At 75.1% G+C, this 19794-nt stretch carries 6 protein-coding genes and 1 pseudogene; 5 read left to right on the forward strand and 2 right to left on the reverse strand.

Annotated features, from left to right (window positions below; translation table 11 throughout):
* Positions 1-206 precede the first annotated feature (206 nt).
* A pseudogene (locus ABZ873_RS06620) lies at positions 207-470 on the reverse strand (transposase); the annotation flags it as partial.
* Positions 471-1495: 1025 nt separating this feature from the next.
* Here ABZ873_RS06620 and ABZ873_RS06625 point away from each other — a divergent pair.
* The 5 genes from ABZ873_RS06625 to ABZ873_RS06645 all read left to right on the forward strand — a co-directional run bounded on the left by ABZ873_RS06625 (position 1496) and on the right by ABZ873_RS06645 (position 6836).
* Positions 1496-1999 (forward strand): SigE family RNA polymerase sigma factor, encoded by a 504-nt coding sequence (locus tag ABZ873_RS06625; RefSeq protein ID WP_359125556.1) that lies wholly within the window; start codon positions 1496-1498, stop codon positions 1997-1999.
* On the forward strand, positions 1992-2705 hold the full coding sequence (locus tag ABZ873_RS06630) for a L,D-transpeptidase (protein ID WP_360866185.1): 714 nt from the start codon (positions 1992-1994) through the stop codon (positions 2703-2705). The genes ABZ873_RS06625 and ABZ873_RS06630 overlap by 8 nt, the downstream gene beginning before the upstream one ends.
* 218 nt (positions 2706-2923) lie before the next feature.
* Positions 2924-3604: a transglycosylase SLT domain-containing protein gene (locus tag ABZ873_RS06635; RefSeq protein ID WP_360866188.1), complete on the forward strand. Its 681-nt coding sequence runs from the start codon at positions 2924-2926 to the stop codon at positions 3602-3604.
* 97 nt (positions 3605-3701) lie between these two features.
* Positions 3702-5741: an ATP-binding protein gene (locus ABZ873_RS06640; protein ID WP_360866191.1), complete on the forward strand. Its 2040-nt coding sequence runs from the start codon at positions 3702-3704 to the stop codon at positions 5739-5741.
* A gap of 150 nt (positions 5742-5891) precedes the next feature.
* Positions 5892-6836 (forward strand): RICIN domain-containing protein, encoded by a 945-nt coding sequence (locus ABZ873_RS06645; protein ID WP_360866194.1) that lies wholly within the window; start codon positions 5892-5894, stop codon positions 6834-6836.
* Between the two features lie 82 nt (positions 6837-6918).
* Here the strand turns inward: ABZ873_RS06645 and ABZ873_RS06650 are convergent, their stop codons facing one another.
* Positions 6919-19770, reverse strand: a complete 12852-nt coding sequence (locus tag ABZ873_RS06650) for a hypothetical protein (RefSeq protein WP_360866197.1) — start codon at positions 19768-19770, stop codon at positions 6919-6921.
* Positions 19771-19794 lie beyond the last annotated feature (24 nt).

The raw sequence follows: 19794 nt of genomic DNA on the forward strand, positions 1-19794 counted from the left end.
TTCGCGCTGACAGCGGACTTGTGATCGGCCGCAGCCATGTCCGTGAGTTCCACCGCCAGCGCGGCAACGTCGTGCGCCACTCTCAACTCCCAGGTCGGATTGATGCTTTGGGTCCGCCCGCAAGCCTAGAGGTGTAAATCGGACGGAAAGATCATTCCGGAGAACGGTGACAGGCGCCTCGCCGCATCGGGATAATGGATCCACCCCCGGAGCCAGAGCCGGAGCGCTGCGACGGTCACGGTGCCCTGGAATGCGTAGACACGCTTGTCGAACCTCGTGGCCACGGCCCGGCAGTTCTTGAGGGCGTTGATTGTGCGCTCGACTTCGTTTCCGCGCTTGTAGATCGTTTTGTCGAAGCCGACGGGCCGTCCGCCCCTGCTGCCGCGGCGTTGGCGGTTGGCCCGCTGGTTCTTCGGCTCGGGGACGGTGTGCTTGATCTGCCGTCTGCGCAGGTAGCGGCGGTTACGCCGAAGGGGCGGCTCACCTGGGATTTCTCCGATCTTCCGACCAGTGGACCTGCCGGCAGCCATCGGCGGCGGAGCGCTGCTCGGGCGGGTTTGTACGCCTTGGCCGGGTCGCCGTCCGGGGCTGGGACGACCCGCCGGTCTCCGGACTGCTCGACGTACGGGTGCCAGCGGTGGTCCGGCCCGTAGCGGAGCTGGATACGCGCCGCCGGCTCGGTGAGCCGGTGCCTTCGCGCGCGGTGGTGGCAAGGGGGCTCGGCCGAAGGACTGGATGGCGTCCTCGGCCTGGGCGAGGATTTCCGGGCCGGGGTCGGTGGTGTGGAGGTAGGTCTCCGCACCCGCGCTTCCGCCGTAGCGGTGGGCCGCGGCGAGCTGGCGCATCTGCACGTAGGTGAGGCCGAGTTGACGGGCGGCATGTTCGGTGTACGGCTCTCCTGCGGCGGATGCCGTGAAGCGGGCGAGGTGCCCGGCCAGGCCCGCGCTCGGCTCGGGGACACCGTTCAGCAGTTCGGTGGCACGCTCTGCGGCGTCAAACACCACCGCGTTGAGGGCCGGGAGTGGCTGGGAGGGCGCCGGGGGACGTTCCGTGACGGTTTCCAGCACCGGGGTGATGGGTCCGCGGGGCGTGCGGGAGGTAGACGGACCGGTACCGGGCGTCCTGCGCGGGCACGGTCCGGGGCGAAGGCGGGGGGGCTGCATGAGCGGGGTTTCGGGGGGGCGCGGGAGCGGGCTGGAGCCGGGGCCCGTTGTCGGCGGGCCGGCGCCGGTAGGTCTTCAGGTGCTGGTGTTGTCCCGGCCCGGCCCGGGCCGCGCCGGATGCGGGTCCGGTGGGCCCGAGAACCCGAACGCGGGCCCGGCGGCGCGACACGGTAGCGTCACCTGCGGCTGCGCGGGTGACGCCACCGACGGTCCGGGCAGGGGTTCGTGTCGCCGGGTCAGGTGCGACGGGGCCGACGACGCGGCGACTGCGGAACCCCCTCCGCACGGGCCGACCCCCCGCGCCCCGCGCCGTAGGAAGAGAGCAGGACCAGGTGACCGAGGACGAGTTCGATCTCTTCTACACGGCCGCCTACCCGCGCCTGGTCGGCCAGCTGTACGCCCTGACGGGTGACTACGCCGAGGCCCAGGACGTGGTGCAGGAGGCGTTCGTCCGCGCCTGGGACCGGCGGGTGTCCGTCCTGGACGGCAACCGGGCTCCCGAGGCGTGGATCCGGACGGTGGCGCACCGGCTGGCGATGAGCCGTTGGAGACGGGCGCGCCACTGGTGGGAGCTGGTCCGGGGCGAGTCCGCACCGCGACCGGCACCTGAACCGAGCCCCGACCACGTGGCGCTGGTCGCCGCGCTGCGGCGCCTGCCCGAAGCCCAGCGGACCGCGATCGTGCTGCATCATCTGTGCGATCTGAGCGTGGAGCAGACCGCCGCGGAGACCGGCGTGGCCGTCGGCACCATCAAGGCGCGCCTGTCGCGCGGCCGTACCGCACTCGCCGCCCACCTGGCCGAGGACACCCACCCGACGGAGGAAGCCCGTGTCTGATCAGCCGCCACCGCGACTCCTGACCGAGGAGGAGCTCTCCGCCCGGCTCCGCGGCCTGGCCGCGGAGCGCACGGCCACGGCGCCGGCCACGGGAGCGCAGGTGCGGAACCGGGCCCGGCTCCGCCGGCGCGGCCGACGCGTCCTGCTGTCCACCGCTGCGACGGCGGTGGCGGCCCTCGCCGCCCTCACCGCCGGCGCCCTCACCTCCTCCGACGGGCAGCCCGCGCCGCCCGCGGCGCCCCCGGCCGCCCCGACCCCGGCCCCCGTCCAGCGGGTGACGATCGACCTGGACGCCTACACGCTGACCATCGAAGGCAGGACGTTCCGTATCAGCGGGCTGCAGGAGAGCTGCCCGATCGGTGAGACGACGGTCACGGTCACCGCCAAGTACCCCTCTTTGACGATGCCCCCCGACGAGTTCACCAGCCTGACGGGCATCGAGGTCAGACAGTGGGCCGTCACCTTCACCGACCGCGGTCGGCAACACGAGCGGCTGCTGATGTCGGCGCTGGACCCCGCCGCCGGTCTCGCCTCCATCGGCCGCGACGCCGGCGACGGCGCCATCGCGCTCTCGCCCGAGGACGGGAAGTGGGTGTACGACGCGATCCAGCCCGGTGCGCGTGTGGAGATCAAGGGATGGCAGGCCGCGAGCCCGGATCCGGAGACCACCTGCTCCGGGCTCCTACCGCTCACCGTCGCCCGCTGACGCCGGCGCGCCGTCCTGGCGGCCGATGCAACCCAGCCCCCCGCCCGTGCGTATAGGAGGCGACAACCGCACTTCGCACGGGGAGGGAATCTCATGTACCCGACGCTACGGCCACACCCCGACGGCCCGGCCGGTCCGGCCGACCGGCGTCCCGGCGCCGCTTCCGCTTCGGCTGCCGTGGCCCGTACCGCCCGCCGCACCACTGCCGGGAGGCCGGCGTGAACCGGGATTCGGTCCGCGGCCTCGCCGTGGTCTCGGCCACGGCGGTCACGGCGGTCGGCGCCGTGACCGGTGTGGCCGCGGACAGCGGTGACCGGCCCGGCACCCCCGGGACGATCGCGAGCGACACGATGCTCCTCGCGGGCATACCGGAAGGTCAGCAGGCTCAGGTGCAGGCCACGTTGCTGACGCAGCAGGCCGAGACGCAGGCCGTCGCCGCCGACACGAGCGCCAGAAGGGCCGCCGAGGAGACGGCCCGCAAGCAGGCCGCCGCGGACGCGGCGGCCAAGCAGAAGGCCGCGGAGGAGGCCAAGAAGCGCAAGGAGGCCAAGGAGACGGCCTCGCGCTCCGCCGCCCGCGACGCCTCGCCCTTGCAGGTCCAGAGCTCCTACACCGTCGCGCAGGTCCAGGCGCTGGCGCGGCAGATCGTCGGAGCGGACCAGTTCCAGTGCTTCAGCAACATCGTGGAGCGCGAGTCCACATGGAACTACCGCGCGGCCAACCCCTCCGGTGCCTACGGACTCGTGCAGGCGTACCCCGGCTCCAAGATGTCGACCGTGGCCGCCGACTGGCGGACCAACCCGGCCACGCAGATCAAGTGGGGCCTCAACTACATGAACAAGAGGTACGGCAGCCCCTGCGAGGCGTGGTCGTACTGGCAGGCCCACCACTCGTACTAGGGCGCACGTCTGAGCACGTACGACCGCTCCGCCCGGCCGACCACCGGGTGCGCGGCGCTTCGTAGCAGGGAAAGGGAATGCGGGTATGACGAGGGAGATGTCTCCCACACTGGTGCCGGTGGAATCGCACGGGGACGTACGGGCGGTGTCCTGGAGGAAGGTCTTCACCGGCCGGGAGGCCGAACTGAGGCTGCTGGGCGAGTTGATGCTCAGCAGCGGTCGGGGCTGCTTCGTGGTGTGGCTGCACGGTGTGGCGGGCGTGGGCAAGAGCACGCTGCTGCGCCGGTTCGCGGAGGAGGCCGAGGCGCACGGCCGGATCACCCGCAGTGTCGATCTCCGGCACGCGGACCCGACGCCGGAGGCGTTCCTGGCCGCACTGGAGGCACAGGGCGCGCCGCAGGACGCACAGGTACTGCTGATCGACTCCGCGGAATCGCTGGGGCCTCTGGAGCAGTGGCTGCGCGATGTCTTCCTGCCCGGTATGCCGACGCCTCCGCTGCTCGTCGTCGGCTGCAGGCTGCCCCCGTCCGCCGAGTGGCGCACCGATCCGCAGTGGTGGCACGCACTGCGCAGCGTGGAGCTGACCGGCATGGACGAGGCGGAGGCCGCGCTGCTGCTGCGCAACCGGGGCGTGGACGAGGCCGACGTCCCGGGCATCGTGCGCGCCGCGCACGGACTGCCGCTCGCGCTGGCGCTGTTCGCCGACGCACGGGCACTGCGCACGGGCTCCCCGGAGCCGGGCCGCTCCTGGGAGTTGCGCGACTGCCCCGACCTGGTGGGCGAGTTACTGCGGCTGATGCTGCGCGAGAGCCCGTCGCTGGCCCGGACCGACGCCCTCCACGTGCTGGCGCTGGCCCGGGTCACCACCGAGGAGTCCGTACGGCACGCGCTGGAGGTGACGCCGGCCGAGGCGCGTGCGCTGTGCACCTGGCTGCGCGGTCTGTCGTTCGTGCGCAGCACCGCCGAGGGCCTGGTGCCGCACGAGCTGGTCCGGGAGGCGCTGCTGGCCGATCTGAGGTGGCGCGGTCCGCAGAAGTACGAGTCCCTCTTCGGTCGGCTGCACAGCCAGTTGGTCGAGCGGCTCGGACAGCGCGCCGGCGACCGCTGGGCCTCCGGTGCGGGGCTGGCCTGCCTGGGCCGGGCGAGCCGGGTGGCACGGGAGGCGGTGGACTGGCGGGGCGCCGACCGGATGCGGCTGCGCGCGGCCCGCCCGGAGGACCTGGACGAGGTGGTGGCCGCGATCGAGAAGGAGCACGGCGTCGCGGCCGGCGCCCTGGCCCGGAGCTGGTGGCAGTACCAGCAGGCCGCCTTCACCGTCGCCGAGGACGGCCGCCGGCTGGTCGGCGTACTCGTCGCGCCCTGCCTGGAGCCGGGCGCCACCGGACTGCCCGACGATCCGGTGGCCCGTGCGGCCCTGAAGCACACGGCGGGCCGGTCGCCGCTGCGGCGCACCGAGCGGCTGCTGCTGACCCGGTGGAGCACGGGCAGCGCGGCGGCCGCCTGTTCTGCGCTGATGACGCTGTGGGCGACCACGCCCGGCCTGGCCATGAGCTGGACCTGTACGGCCGGGGAGCAGTCGGAGCTCGCCTCGCTGCTCGACCTGTACGGGCAGCAGCGGACGGCGCCCGTGGAAGGACCGGACGGGGAGCCGGTGCTCCCCTTCGTGCAGGACTGGCGCTGTGCGCCGTTCGACCGCTGGGCCGCGGCGCTGCGCGTCCGGCTGCTGAGCGACGAGCCGGCCGGTGCGGTGGCGCCGGCCGCGGCGGTGATGGAACCGGCCATGCCGTGGGGCGAGTTCGCCGACGCCGTCAAGCACGCCTACCGCAGTGCGGGGGATCCGCGGCGGCTCGGCGAGAGCGCGCTGCTGGGCACTCGGCTGGTCGCGCCCGGTGCGGACGCGACGGCGCTGCGCGAGGTGCTGACGCAGACGGTGTCGCAACTGCGCGCGCACCCCGGGCAGCGGCAGCTGGGCGACGTTCTGGAGATCACCTACCTGGGCGGGCCGCGCAGCCAGCAGGCGGCGGCCAGCCGGGCCGCCATGTCCTTCAGTACCTACCGGCGCCGGCTCTCCACCGCACTGACGAAAGCGGCGGAGATCCTGCGGGACCGCGAGGTGTACGGGCCGGTACCGCGGTGAAGGCGTCCGAGCACTGCTCATCCCGTGCTCATGCCGCGCTCACCCGGCTCACGGAACGGGCCCGCGGGGGACCCCCGGTGGTTGACTGCGAGCCCGGGGCCGGGCCGGACGGATCCGTGCGAACACTTTCTTCGAGTTGGGTGACGGGTGTTGAGTGAGACCGAGCAGGACGACGCGAAGCGGCGGCAGCGGGCACGGTTCGTCGACGCGCTGACGAGCACCGCGCAGCAGCCGGGAGAGCGCTCCCGAGTGGGCGTCAGGCTCGCCGGTGCCACCGCGGTGCTGGCGCTGGTGGCGGGCGGGTCCCTGGGGCTGGGTGCGTGGCGCAGCTACCAGGCGGAGCAGGACGCCAAGGGGCGGAAGACGGCCGCCGAACAGGCGGCGCGCGGGCCGCTCACCGAGAATGCCGCTGCGGCCCGGTCGGACGGTGCGAAGCCGGCGGTGGAAGGGGCGAAGCCGGCGGCGGACGGTGCGGAACCGGCGGCAGGTGCGGGACCGGGGCAGCCCGTGCAGCCGGCCCGCCCCGCCGAGGCCGAGGTCCGGGCCCAGGGCACCGCTCCCGAGGCCGCTCGTGCGCAGCGACAGGAACAGCAGCAGCCGGCGAAGCCGAAGGCAGTGAAGCCGGAGGCCCGCCCGATGGTGCTCTCCGACCGGTCCGGGGTGCTGCTGAAGAACGCGGCCACCGGCATGTGCGCCGACCTCCCCTTCATCGGCGCCGGTCGTTACATGATGCCGGTCGTCCAGTCCAAGTGCAGCAACTCCGACGACAACCAGCGCTGGAACATCCGGGTCCACCGCGGCGCCACGGGGCCGGGAGGGGCCTCGCTCGTCCTCTTCGTCAACGCCAAGGACGGTCTGTGCATGGACCTGCCGGACCGCGTGCCGAAGCCCGCGGGCACCCTGGTCCAGGAGGCGAACTGCCATTCCATCCTGGAGGACAACGAGTTGTGGTGGCTCGACCCGGTGGGTGACGGCACGGTGAGGATCCGCAACTACATGAGCAACCACCTGTGCCTCCAGCTCGAGGACAAAGTCCGGGTGGAGATCGATCGGTGCGACGTGGACGGCGACAGCCGCTGGCGGCTGACCGACTGACCGACTGACCGGCTGACCGGCTGACCGGCTGAGCGATGGGCGACGGCCCCGGCGGAACCTTCCGCCGGGGCCGTCGCGCGTTTCAGCGGCCCGAACCGCCGGGCGCCCTGCCGAGTGAGTCGAGCGGGAACCGGGCACCGCCGGTCCCCTCCCGGCACCGGTCGGCAGCCAGCATTCCGGCCGGACCGGGCATACCCGTCCATGCCTCGTTCCACAGCGTCCGCTGGTCGGCCTGCTCCTGGCGCGCACGCTCCAGCTCTCGCCGGAGCCGCCCGTGCCCGTCGTACCGGGTGTCCCGGACGGCGGTGGCCCGGGTGACCTCCGCGGCCGCGGCGGCTTCCCCGGTGGCGGCGGCACCCACTCGCTTCCCGGCGGCCGCCAGCTGCTCCTCCAGCTCCGCGACCGCGCCGGCCGCGCGCCGGGCGGTCTGCCGCGCCAGGTCGGCCGCACCGCGGGCGGCGTCCCACTCCGACCGGGCCGCGTCCCGTACGTCCCGCGCGGCGGACACGGCGTCCGGGCCGGCCGCGGCCCCTGGAGCCGCGGGTCCCGGCGCCGCGGGTCCGGCCGCACCGGAGCCTGTCGGCTCCTTCCTCGCTGCCTCCACCTGAAGCCGCCGTAGCGCCTGTTCGGCCGTCGCGAGCGCCTCTCCGGCGGTCGTGACGGCCCGGTCCCGCCGATCCGCCTCCTCCTGGGCTTCCGCCCGGCCCAGCGCGGCGTCACGGTGCCGGTCGGCGAGGGACTGCCGGTCGGTCCGCGCAGCGGCGAGCTCCGCTGCCCTGGCCTCGTGCGCGATGACAGCGGTTGCCAACTCCGCCGCCGCTGCGTCCAGCTGCCGGGCGGCCTCGGCTTCCCGCGGGCCCAGCCCGGCCTCGCGGACCGCCGCGTCCGCTTCGGCGTCGGCCGCGTCGGCGGCGGTGACGACCGCCGTACGCAGCAGGTTCCAGGCGGGGGTGGTGGCCGGTGTGAGGTCGGCGAGCCCTCCCTCGGCGGTGAACGGCCAGAACCTCAGACCCGTTCCACCGCGCACCACCAGCTCCACCGGACGGCCCGCCGCCCGGGCCGTCCGGGAGCCCACGTACAGGGCGCGGGCCAGCCGGCTCCCGTCCGGGTCCGGGCCGAGGTCGAGCCAGAGCTGGGCCCCGCTCTCCCGGCCGTCCAGCCCACCGGCCAGCACCGCGGGCAGTTCGGTGGCCGGGTGCGTCGCCCAGTTCCGCAGCGGTGCGCTCGGCTGCCCGGCGAGCATCGACGGAAGGTCGTAGACCCCTGGGGCGACGCGCGGCCCTGTCGCGCCGTGGCCGAGCAGTTCCCGCTCGAAGAACCGGACGCCGACGCTGCCGGTGACGTACCGGGTGCCCGCCGGCCCGGTGACCGTGATCACCGCATCGGCGAGCACCTCGTGACTGCGGGTGTTCGCACCGGTGGCGGAACGGACGGGATTGCCGGTCTTGATCCGGTCCCGCTGCCCGGCCGAGGCCGCGGCGCCCCGGGTACGGGTGACCGGCTGCTGGGCGAGCAGCGGGGCGGTGAAGCCGACCACGTGCAGGTTGGCCCGGTTGCCGCTCAGGGTGGACTGGTAGCCGAGGCCCACCGCCGCGCCGGCGACCGCGGAACTGCTGGTGGAGACCACGGGCTTGCGTACCCGGTCCACGGCGACGTCGTCCGCGGCCGTGATCGGCCGCGGGTTGTGCAGGGTCACATGGAGGGTGGGCGCCTCCTCGGGATCGCTCTCCCCGGGCCAGGCTCCGGGCATGGTGGTGGTCAGCCCCGCGGCCGTGCCGGCCAGCCCGACGGTGATGCGCCCGGCTTGCAGGAGTTCCCCGAGGCGGGCCGCGGCTGCCTCCGGCGTCGCGTCCGCCGACAGTCCCCAGGCGCCCGAGCTGTCCGGCGCCACCGTCCGCAGGGCCCCGGCCAGTTCCGGAAAGCCGTTGAACCCGGTCACCGGTGTCGGGCCGGTGGGAACCAGCACGGGCCCGGCGGTGAAGGGCCGCCCGGCGTCGGAGCCCGGTGCGTGCGGCAGCCGTGGGTCGGTGAGCGTGGTGCGCGGTCGCACCGGCGGGTCGTACGCGGGCGGATCCACGGCCTCCGAGCCGATGAACCGGATGCTCACCAGCGCCGGGACCGAGACCTGGCGTCCCCGCGCGCCGGTCATCATCCGGGCGAGCCGCCTGCTGAGTGTGCCGCCGTCCCGCTCGGTCAGGGACACCCATCCGTGGTTCAGGGCGCCGCCGATCAGGTCCGGAGGCCAGTCCCAGACCAGTTCGGAACGGACGGTGGCGGTGAGGTCGTAGACGATGTCGTCGAAGTCGGCGGCGTTGCCCGAGCGCGTCCAGAGACGGTCGTCGGCGGAGTGGTCGCTGCGCGAGCCGCTGGTCCGCGTGAGGGAGGCGGAGAGCACCGGGCCGGTCCGGTCCGTGTGCCCCTCACCGTCGCCCGGGCGCGGATAGCGGGAGACCGGGGCCGCCTGCGCCTGCCAGGTCCGGGTGACCGCGCGGGAATCGGAGCGGTTCGCCGGCGCGTGGATGTGCACCGTCTCCACGGCGTTCATCCCGCCCGCGGGACGCCCGCGCAGCTCGCGCCGGGCCGGGACTTCGCCGGCGGGCCGGGCCGCCAGGGTGACCTCCACCAGGCGGCCGCCGCCTGTCGCCGCGTACCGGAACCACAGCTTCACCGTGCCGCGCCCGGGCAGCGCGCGCAGCGCGGGGGGCGCCGTCAGGTCGGCGAGGCGAGTGGCCACGCCCGGCAGGTATGCGGCGTGTCCCGGCCTGGTCACGCCGGGCGCCACCCGCTCCACCTGCACCAGCAGCTCCTCGTGGAGCCGGCCGCGTACCTCGGTGCGCCGGGCCGGGTGGTCGACCTGGGTGACGGACAGGACGCTGCCGGTGCCGATCTCACCGGTGCGCACGAAATGGTCCGGAGGCGGCAGCGTGGCGGGTTCCCGCACCAGCCGGGGCAGGCCCAGTACGCCGGCGAACCAGGGTGCGTAGCGGCCGAAGTGGCTGCGGGCCATGGTGAACTGCACGGCCCCGGGCAGGTCGACGGCCACCGTGATGCCGTCTCGGCTGCCCAGGCCCGCGAGGTTGCCGAGCACGTTCCGGGTGCCCTGCCGCAGCGTCACCAGCACGGTGGCGTCGGCGGTGATCAGGTACTGGTCGGCGGCGTCCGCCGGCACCCGCACGACCGAGGTGCTCGCGGAGTGCTCGACCGTGGTCTCGGTACGGCTGCCGCGCGAGACCCGCACGCTCGGATTGGCCTGCGGGATCCCGCGCGGCGTACTGCCGGCGGGTGCGGCGGGCGCCGCCCGGAGGGCGGTGACCGCCACGTCGACCTGGTGGGACACGGCGCCGGTGCGCTGCCGGGCGGCGGTGTCGGTCGCGTTCACGTCGCGCTGGCCGTGGCTGCGGAAGGAACCGCTGTGCGCGGGGTTGCTCAGATAGCCGGTGATCTCCAGGGACAGCTCCTGGTCGGCGCCGAGTCCGGGCAGGACCAGGCCCTCGATGACGTAGGTGCTGCTGAAGATCTGCTGCGCGCGGGCGAGCAGGTTGGAGACCCGCAGGTGCTGGTTGAGGACCTCACCGGCGAAGGCGCTCTGGTCCCCGGCGGCGGGGCCGGCCAGATAGGCGCCCAGCCAGACGCCGGGCGCGGTCACCAGGTCGGGCAACCGGCCGGTGAACGTATGCAGCCCGCGGCCGAGCGGGCCGGCGTCCGGCCGGCCGGGATAGGTGCCGGTGGCGAGCTGCCGGAACGCCTCCCGCAGCGCGGCGCTCGCGCGGAACACGTCCACGATCGCGTCGTCCGGCAGCCGGAGCAGCCCCGGCTGCGGCTGTCCGGCGGGGTCCGTGAGGTGCAGCCGCACGCCGTCGTCCGCCGGTCCTCCTCCGGTGCGGGGCGCGCGGATGACGTCCAGGGCCGGCGCGGGCAGGATCCGGCCCTGCACCGGGACCGTGCGCTGGTGCGGCACGGCGAGCGTGACGTGTCCGGCGACGGTCGTCGGGGCCGCCGGGACGACCGGGCGACCCAGTGGGCCGGTCACGGCAGGCCCCGGGCCCGCCACGGGGGCGGACGCGGGGTCGCTCGCCGGGTCGGCGAACCGCACCGGCGGATCCTGCGCGCTGCCCTCGTAGAGGTCCAGTGAGAACCGGGCGGGCACGGTGAAGATGTCGGTGCCGCCCTGGGACGTGATCGTGAACTGGTCCCCGCCCTGCGAGGATCCGGCCGTCGCGGAAGCCGAGCTCTGGGCGCCCCCGGTGTATTCGGCGGTGCTGTCCAGCCCCCACGCGCCGTCCGCCAGCGGCCACCGCACACCGCCTCCGCCGCCCAGTGTGCCGCCGAACTGGTTGCCGCGCTGCCGGGTGCCGCGCGCCTCGTGGGAGGTGTTTCCCGCGGTCTGCACGTCCGGCACCCGACCCGTGTGCACGGAGGCCGGCGCGCCGGCCTCACCGGGGCGCGGGGTCCGGTCCCGGCTCGCGGTGAAGCGCAGTTGGACGCGGCGGCTGCCGCTCACCGTGCCGGGCTGCTCGAACCATACGGGCCGCCCGCCTTCGACGGCGTCCGGCAGCGCCGCGGCCAGCCCCATCCGGGAGCGCAGTTGCTCGAGCCGGCGCAGATTGGCCAACTGGGCCAGCGCCAGAGCGCCGTTCACCCCGTACGGGCTGCGCTCCTGCGGCGGCAGGAAGCCCTCCCGGCGCAGCCACTCCTGCGCCCGCTCGAACATGCGGTCCGCGCCGCTGACGGCGAGGGGCACCGCGGAGAAGCCGATGCTCTCGAGGTGTTCCAGGTGCCCGGGCAGTCCGCGCAGTTCCTCCTGCGCGGGTGCGCGGACGATGCCGCGCGGCAGCATGCGCAGCTGGACTCCTTCGGGCCACGGGCCGAAGGAGCCGGTGGCCGTGCCGCCGCCCGCGCGTACGAGCGTGATCCGGTAGCTGATGTCCGAGGGGACGTGCAGGTGGCCGGTGTCCGTGTAGAGGGCGTGCATCATCGATGCCTTGTTGCTGACGTTCAGCGCGTCGCTGGACTGCCAGGACACCCCGGCCTTGCCGAAGACGATCCCTTGTACGCGGCGGGCGGCGGCCGGGTGGCCGGGTGCGTGATCGGGTGTGAACACGGGCCCGCCCCTGCCGTCGAGGCCGATGCCGCTGGTGAGCCGCGCCGACCGGTCCACGCCGGAGGTGTGGGTGAACCAGCTCTCCAGCCTGAAGCGTCCGTGCGGGGTCTGTGCGTCCGGGCTGCCCGGACGTACGGTGGCGGCGAGCCGGAGCACGCCGAGTACGTTGCCGCCGCGGTCCAGCAGCAGCGGCGAGTACACCCCGCGGTCCCGCTGCATCGGGAGGGTGTTGCGCAGCATCCCCTCGGAGAGGAAGTCCTCCAGCTCGCTCCGGGATCCCTCGCCCAGGCTCCGCAGGACGGCGAAGGCGTCGTCGGCGAACAGCTCGTCCAGCAGCCTGCCCGGTTCGGCCACGGCCTCCACGCCCCACAGCGGGAAGTCGTCCAGTCCGGCCGCCTGCGGGAACGGGCCGAGGGCGCCGCCGTGGCCGGTGGCCCGGTACTCGGGGAACCAGACGGTCAGCCGCCCGTGGTCGTGCTCCGGGCCCCAGGCGGGCACGGGCGCACTGCGCCCGGCGTCCACCCGCACCTGCCACCGGCCGGTGAACTCGACGGCGTGCGCGGCATCGTTCGCGCGCTGCATGGACGTGGTGGTGACGCCCTCGCTGACCGTCGCGGACTGCGTGAGCTGATGGTGGGTCAGGGTGAGGGTGAGCGCCCCGTCGAACCAGCGCAGCGGCCCGGCGGGGCCGTTGTAGATCGCCGTCCACGGCAAGGGGATCGTCCGCACGGTGCCGGAGCCTTCCGCCGCGGAAGAGGTCTGACTGCCCTCGCTCTGCCGCTCCAGCTTGGTGTCGCGCGGGACCCCGGCCCCGGTTCCCCGCGCGACCGGCCGCGGATGGGTCAGGCGCAGCCGGACGTCCACGGTGTGCTCCGTGCCGTCCACGGTGACCGTGATGCGATACCCGCGCGTGCTGCGTACGTACGGCAGGTGGAGCCCGATCTCCGCACTGCTGAGCGCCTCGGAGAGCTGCCGCAGGACGGCCGGGCCCGCGGCGCTCCCCGGGGCCACGCCCAGGGCGTCGAGCACCTGGTGGTGGAGTGCGTCGAGCACGTCCTCGGGCACCGGATCGTGGGGTGCGAGCCCGATCCGGCCGTCGTGGCGGGCGCCGTAGTCGTTGACGTACGGGGACAGGGCGGGGGGCTCGACGTCCTCGCCCTCGTGCGGCGCCGGGACGTGTCCGGAACCGGAGCCGGAGCCCGAGCCCGAGCCGGAGGCGGAGCCCGAGCCCGAGCCCGAGCCGCCCTCGCCGGGATCGTGGGCGGCGGGGACAGGGTCGCTCCCGCGGGCGGGCACGGAGGCCGCCGCAGTGGTGGTCTGCGTGGCGGAGGGGGCCGGGGCGGAACTGGCCGGACGGAGCGACTCGCCGAAGAAGACCACGGGACCCGCCGGGCCGGAGGTCGCCGCCGGCCGTTCCGGGGCCGTGGCCCGTAGCGCCCCGAGGCCGTTTCGGACCGTACCGGGGGGCCGTGTCGCGGCAGCGGGTGCGCTGCCCCACGTGAAACCGGAGGTGTCGGCCGGGGCGCCCCGGCCGGGGCGCCGGGCCTGCTCGGCCGCGGCCACGGGTTCGGTCGCCACCCAGCGGGCAGCATGGGGCCCGGGCTGCTCCTGCCGGAGGAGTACGACCGGGCGTCCGTCGTGGGGCCCGACCGTCCAGGGGACGCCGTCCGCCGCCAGTACGGTGATCCGCAGCCCCAGTCCGGAGGCCGCGACCGCGAGGGTCAGCCAGTCCGAGGAGGCGGGGCCGCCGCCGGTCCGCACCGCGCGGGCGATCTCGTCCGCGCCGTCCGCGCCGTCCGCCTCCGCCGCCCCGGGCAGCAGCGGTGCGCCGTCGGGCCCGTTCGGCAGCGTCTCCGCGGACAGCAGCCGGCGCTCGGCGGGCGTCCTGCGCAGCTCGGCCGCGACGGCGTCGGCGAGCTGGTCGCGCAGCTCCTGCGGGGTGGCGGGCCGGCTTCGACCGGCCAACTGCCCGCTCTCCTTGGGCGCCACGGCGATCAGCGCGTGCGCCAGCACGTCTCCGCCGGCGAGGACGAACACCGGGGAGAGTCCCTGCGCGGCGAGTTGTACCTCCACCTGCGCCTGCGGCCGCCCGGAGCCGGCGGGGGCCTCCTGCGCGGGCAGCAGCCCGGTGGCCGGCCCGGTGGCCGGCTCCTCCAGCACGGTCGTGGTCGTCGGGGGTGCCGGCATGACCGGCCGGGTGCCGCCGGGCGACCCGCCGGGACTGCTGCCCGGGATCGCGGTCCCCGACGAGCCGGAGCCCGATCCGGCCGATGGCCGCTGCGTCTGCAGGGCCGCCGGAGCGGGTACGTGGGGCTGCGGCCGCAGTTCCTGCTCCGCCCGGTCCCACAGACCTCGGAAGCCTGCCCAGGTCTCGCTCTCGGCCTGCACCGCGGTGAACGGGTTGGCCGCCCGGCCGCCCGGCTCCTGCCGAGGGCCGTAGAGCCGCTCCAGCAGCGGCAGCAGGGTGCGCTCGTGCCGCCGCACCCAGGCGGCGCCGTTGTTGCGCCGTTCTCCGGTGTACGCGTCGGTACCCGCGTTCGTGCCCAGGTAGGCGTTGCTGAGCTGGGCGAAGTACTCGTGCTCGTCACGGGAGGAGTAGTTGGATCCGGGGCGGACACCGGACGGGTCGCGCAGCGGACCGTCCGGCCAGTGGGCGGAGGTGCCTTCGGCCGTCTTGGACCGGTAGGCGCTCGCCACGAGGGCGCGATCGGCCGCGCTCAGGCCGCGCTCGTGGATGGCGTGGGCGATCTCGTGGGTGGTGGTGGAGTAGCCGTCCGGGTATACGCCGTCGCCGGGCACCGAAGTGGTCTCACCCAGCAGGTTCTCCTCGGTGACCGCGACCCGGCCGTCGTGGTGGATGCCGCGCACGGTGTCGAGGGACCGTGCTTCGACACGGGTCCCGTGCAGTACGGCGAACGGGCCGAGCGAGGTCACCGGGACGTTCCGGGGGACCACGATGATCCGCGTCCCCCCGGTCAGCAGGCGCGCGGCCACCTCGGGATCGGCGAGCATGCCGGCGATCAGGTCCCGCGCCTCGTTCCGGGCGGAGACCGGCTGCTCGACCCCCTCCGGCACCCGTAGCAGAAGGTGGGCGGCCGCATCGGCGAACTCCGGGGGCGCCAGCGCGTCCCGCAGGCGGGCGACCAGCGCCTCGTCGGCGGCCAGCGCCTCCAGTGCGTCCGGCGCCAGCAGTGCCAGTTCCCGGGTCCGCTCCTCGGCCGCCATCCCGGGCAGCCGGGCGGCGATGCCGGCGAGGAGGGCCGGGCGTGCCGATACGGGTGCCGGCCCGGCGGGCCGTGTCCGGGCGGGCGGCTCGTCCAGGACGGCCGTGGCCGTCGGGGGCGCCGCCAGTACCTGCCCGGACGACCCGCCGGCCGCGGCGGGGACCGGCGGCACCACCGGGCCGCCGACCGGGCGCAGTCCGCGCTGCTGCCTGGCCCGGTTGTAGAGGCCCAGGGACAGGTCCGCCAAGGTGCCGTACTCCTGAAGGACCGTGTCCCGGGTCGAATGGGCCGAAGCGTACGGCCGGGACTCCATCCGCACGACCGGAGGATCAATGCGCCGCGTCCCGGTCCCGACGTCCGGATTGCTGTCCAACTCGCCGAAGCTGGTACGGATCCTGAGCGCCTGGTACTGGTCGACGACCCGCTCGGGGACCTCCCGGAGCAGATTGTCGAGGTACTGCCCGATCGTCGCGCTCGCCTCCCAGTGCATCGGCCGGTCCAGCAGGGTCTTCGACGTGGCCATGGCGGTGCGCACGGACCGCTCGAAGTCACCCGCGAGTGCCTCGGCGTGCTCCTCCAGGAACAACCCCGGTACCACGCCCAGCGCAGCCCGGATCGCCTGCAAGGGCTCCCGCGAGGCGACCGCCGTGAAGTCCTTCGATCTGGCTTTCACGGACTTCAGATCGCGTGCCGCGGCCGCGACCTGCGTGTACCCCAGCGCGAGCGCCCCCTCCAAGTCGCCGCGATCCCACGCACTCGCCTGCTCCGGGCGCCCGGCCAGCCACTGCCCGAACCGGACACCGGCGTCCCTGGCGAAGACCAGTGCCCCTTCGAGGTCCTGCTTGGCGATCCTGACCGGCTCGGACTCCGTACGCATGCGGTCGCGCACGTGCTCCAAGAACTCGATCACCCCGCTCAGCGGAGCCGTAGCCGTGTGGTGCACCAGCATCGTCGACCCGCCGGCGTCCAGCACCCGCAGGTCCAGCGCCTCCACATCGACGTGGAAGCCTGCCGAAGCGGGGAAGATCTGCGACAACGAGGCACCCGACTTCGCGGTGGCGAGCCGCTCCAGCACGTCCCGGAACGCCGCCACCACGTCGGACCGCTCGGCCCGCCCGTCGTCGGGCCCCCGCACCAACCCGCGGGCCGGATCCGCCACCACCTCCAGAACGGGCTTGCCTCCCACGAAGTCCATGGTGATGGCCAGCAGCCCGGGCATCTCCACCACGTTGCCCAGCGACATCAGGTCCGCCGCAGTCATCTTCCGGGGCACCACCACCTGGTAGCCGTGCAGTTCCGCCTCGAAACCGCTGGCGGGCGCGAACCCCTCCACCTCGACCGTGCGCTCCCCGGCGGTGGGCGCGGACGGGCCCGCCGACGGGGCGGCCGTCTCCGGGGCGGCCGTTGCCCCGGCGGCGCCCTGCGCGGACGACTCACCGTGCCCGGCGGACTGACGGGAAGCGTAGAGCTGGTCCTGGATCGCGCCCTTGAGCTGTGCGACCGCCCCCCAGCGACTACTGGTGGGCTGCTTGCCGCCCTGCCAGGTCTGCACGGCGTCGAGCACCCGGTTCAGGGCAGCGACACCGGGGTTGCGCCGCAGCTGGCGCACCGCCTCGTCGATGTCCCGTACCTGCTTGGAGCGCGTCTTCGGCACGGCTGAGAGGTGCTCCCAGTCCTGAACCGGGTCCAGGTCCGTCCGGCCTGACGGCGGCGCGAGGTGGAGGCGCGACGGGGCCGGCAGCGGGGCGTCCCCGGCGGAGGGCGGCGCGACGAACGGCTGTGCCCCCGGTACGAGGGAGTTCAGCAGGATCGTCGCGGGCAGGGGTCCGCCCCGCAGGTGCTCGGCCGCGACCAGGTCGACGACTTCCTGCGGTCGCGGCACCACGCCCAGCGGATTCTCACCGGGCGCCACGCGACCGATCCGGTCGAGCACCGCCTCCGCGGCCCACTGATGGGCAGCGTCCCGCCGCTCGTGCTGCACCGCGGGGTCGTCGAGCCGCGCTCGCGCCGCGCCGAGGTCGAACCGTGCATCGCCCGGGTGGCGGGAGGGCGCGCCCGGTACGGGTGCCGCACCGCCGACGGGCGTCCCGCGCGGTCCCGGCGTCTCGCGCGCCGGGGGCACCGCACCGGCCCGGGACGGCTCCTCCGCCGGTGGCGCACCGACGCCGGGTGTACCCGCGGCCGAGGCTTCGTGCTGCACCGGCGACGGCGGCTCCACCGGCTTGGATGCGGTACCGCCCGGAGTGGGCGCGCCCGGTGAACCGGACGGTGCGGTGCCCGGGCCCGCGGGCCGCGTGCCCGGCGCGGTGGGGTGTCCGTCCATGCCGGGGGAGCCGGCTCGCGGAAGTGTGTTTCCGCCGGACACGACCGGTTCTGACGTTCCCGGCCGCGCGGCTGCGGACGGGGACGGCGCCGGGGTCGGGGACGGGGTCGGGGTCGGGGACGGGGACGGGGACGGGGACGGGGACGGGGTCGGGGACGGCGCCGGGGTCGGGGACGGCGCCGGGGTCGGGGACGGGCGCGCTCCGGCGCTCCCCGGTGTGCTCTCCGTCCGGGCGGGTCCGGAGGAGGTGGGCCCGGCCGGACCCGGATCGGGCGTTCCCCGGGCGGCCTTGGGCGCGGGAGCCCCGGCGGGACCCTGGGTGCCCGGCGGACGTACGTCGTCCCCACCGGACCGGGTGCCTGCTCCGGGTCCGGGGCGGGCAGCGGGGGCCGGCGTCTCGACGTAGGTGGAGCTGCCGTCATTGGAGCGGAGGTTTCCCCCGCCCTGTCCGGGTCCGCGCCCGCCGCCGGATGGGCCGCCGCGGATGTCGTCGAGGGTGGCCGGCCGTTCGAAGCCGGGTCCCGAGCGCGTCGGGGGCACGGGGCCGCCGGTGCCGGGGACCGCCTCTCCGGCACGGTTCCCTCCGCCCGGGCGGGGCTGCGCGGTGCCGTGCGGGTCGGCCTGCGGCCCGCCGAGGGGCTGCCCGGGGCGCTCGAACGGCTGCGGGGGCGTCGGGGCGCCGGACCTCGGACCGTCACCGGTCTCGCCGGCCGGGCGGTTGGCGGCCGTCGCCGGGTATTCGTGACCCCGGCCGGCGGCAGAGGTGGCCGCCGGGCCGGAGTCGCCGGACGCAGAACCCTTGGCGGGCAGTGGCGCGGGGGTGCCGTGGGGGTTGGCCGGCGGTCCGCCGAGTCGTTGGCCCGCTCCGCCGAACGGGTCGGTTCCGGTCGGGGTTTCGGTCCGCTGCTGTCCGACGGCCGGTTTCGGGAGCGGTGTTCCGTGGGGGTTGGCCGGGGCGCTGCCGAGTCGTCGGCCGGCTCCGTGGGACGGATCGACTCCCGGGGTTTCGGTCCTGCCTGCGGCGGGCGGTTGGTGCCCGCCGCCCGGCCGCGGGAGCGGTGTTCCGTGGGGGTTGGCGGGCGGTCCGCCGAGTCGTTGGCCCGCTCCGCCGAACGGGTCGGTTCCGGTCGGGGTTTCGGTCCGCTGCTGTCCGACGGCCGGTTTCGGGAGCGGTGTTCCGTGGGGGTTGGCCGGGGATCCGCCGAGCCGCTGCCCCGGACGGGACTCCGGGCGCACCGCGGCGCCGCCGGTCCCGGTGCCGGCCGGGTGGGGCGCCGGGGTGCCCGCCGGGGACGCGCCGGTGGCGGAGCCCTCGCTCCTGGCGCCGGGGTGGGGCAGGCCGACGTCGCCGGTGCGGCCCGCACCGGCACCACTGCTGGTGGGGTGCGCCTCGTGGGCCGAGGCGCTGCCGCCCCTGGGGGCGGGCGCATCGGGGCCGAAGGCGCCCTCCCCCCGGCCCAGGGCGCCGGGGTGGGGAGCCGTAGGGTCACCGCTCGGCATCCTCGGCGCGGAAGTGACGTGAGCTCCGCCACCGGCCGCCGTGGGGTTTCCGCCGGGACCGGTGGCCGGACCGCCGCGGGGAGCGGGCGCCGGTGCGCCCGTACCGGGGCCGGCGACGGGGCCCGCCGGGCGCGGGGTGTAGTGGTAGCCGGCGAAGCCGCCGAGGACGCCGCCCGTGAGCCCGCCGAGGCCCATGCTCCATGCTTCGGCGCCCCAGTCGACCTCGTAGTCGGTGCCCGCGATGGCGGCGCCGGCCGCACCGACAGCGACGTCGATGCCGAGGCTCAGCGCGGCGCCGGACACCGCGCCGCCGGCAGCTCCTACGGCCGTGGTGCCCAGGGTGCCGAGACGGGCGGCCATCTGGGAGAGCACGGGGATCAGCCGGCCCAGCAGCGAGCCGATCGTCGACAACAGGTTGCCGAGCAGCGGTCCGAGGGCCAGGAAGGCCAACCCGACGATGGTACCGAGGATGGTCGCCCACATGGAGGCGTTGAGCTTCTTCGCGTACTCGTCGGCCGCCTTGTGCAGTTCCTCCGCGTAGCGGTGGATGGTCTGGCCGATCGTCCAGGCGGTCTCGGCGGCGTCGTCGATCGTCCTGCCGAGCGCCTCGTCCCACGCCCGGTGCGCCAGGTCGCCCGCGGTGCCGGTCATGCCGAGGCCGTTCAGGTGCCCGTTGACGGCGACCCTGCGCTCGTGGATCTCGTCGCCGAGCCGGATCCATGCGTTTCCCAGGGCGATGATCTCGTCGAGGCTGATGCTGCCGAGTACGGAATCCGCGTCTGCCATGGTGTCGGCCGCCCTCCCCGGGCG

It is taken from the genome of Streptomyces sp. NPDC047014, from assembly GCF_040644195.1.
In the GTDB taxonomy this organism is placed as follows: domain Bacteria; phylum Actinomycetota; class Actinomycetes; order Streptomycetales; family Streptomycetaceae; genus Streptomyces.

Bases quoted from the DNA above. Each gene is read 5' to 3' on its own strand.
- ABZ873_RS06640 (WP_360866191.1), top strand. From the start codon at position 3,702: ATGTCTCCCACACTGGTGCCGGTGGAATCGCACGGGGACGTACGGGCG.
- ABZ873_RS06650 (WP_360866197.1), bottom strand. From the start codon at position 19,770: ATGGCAGACGCGGATTCCGTACTCGGCAGCATCAGCCTCGACGAGATC.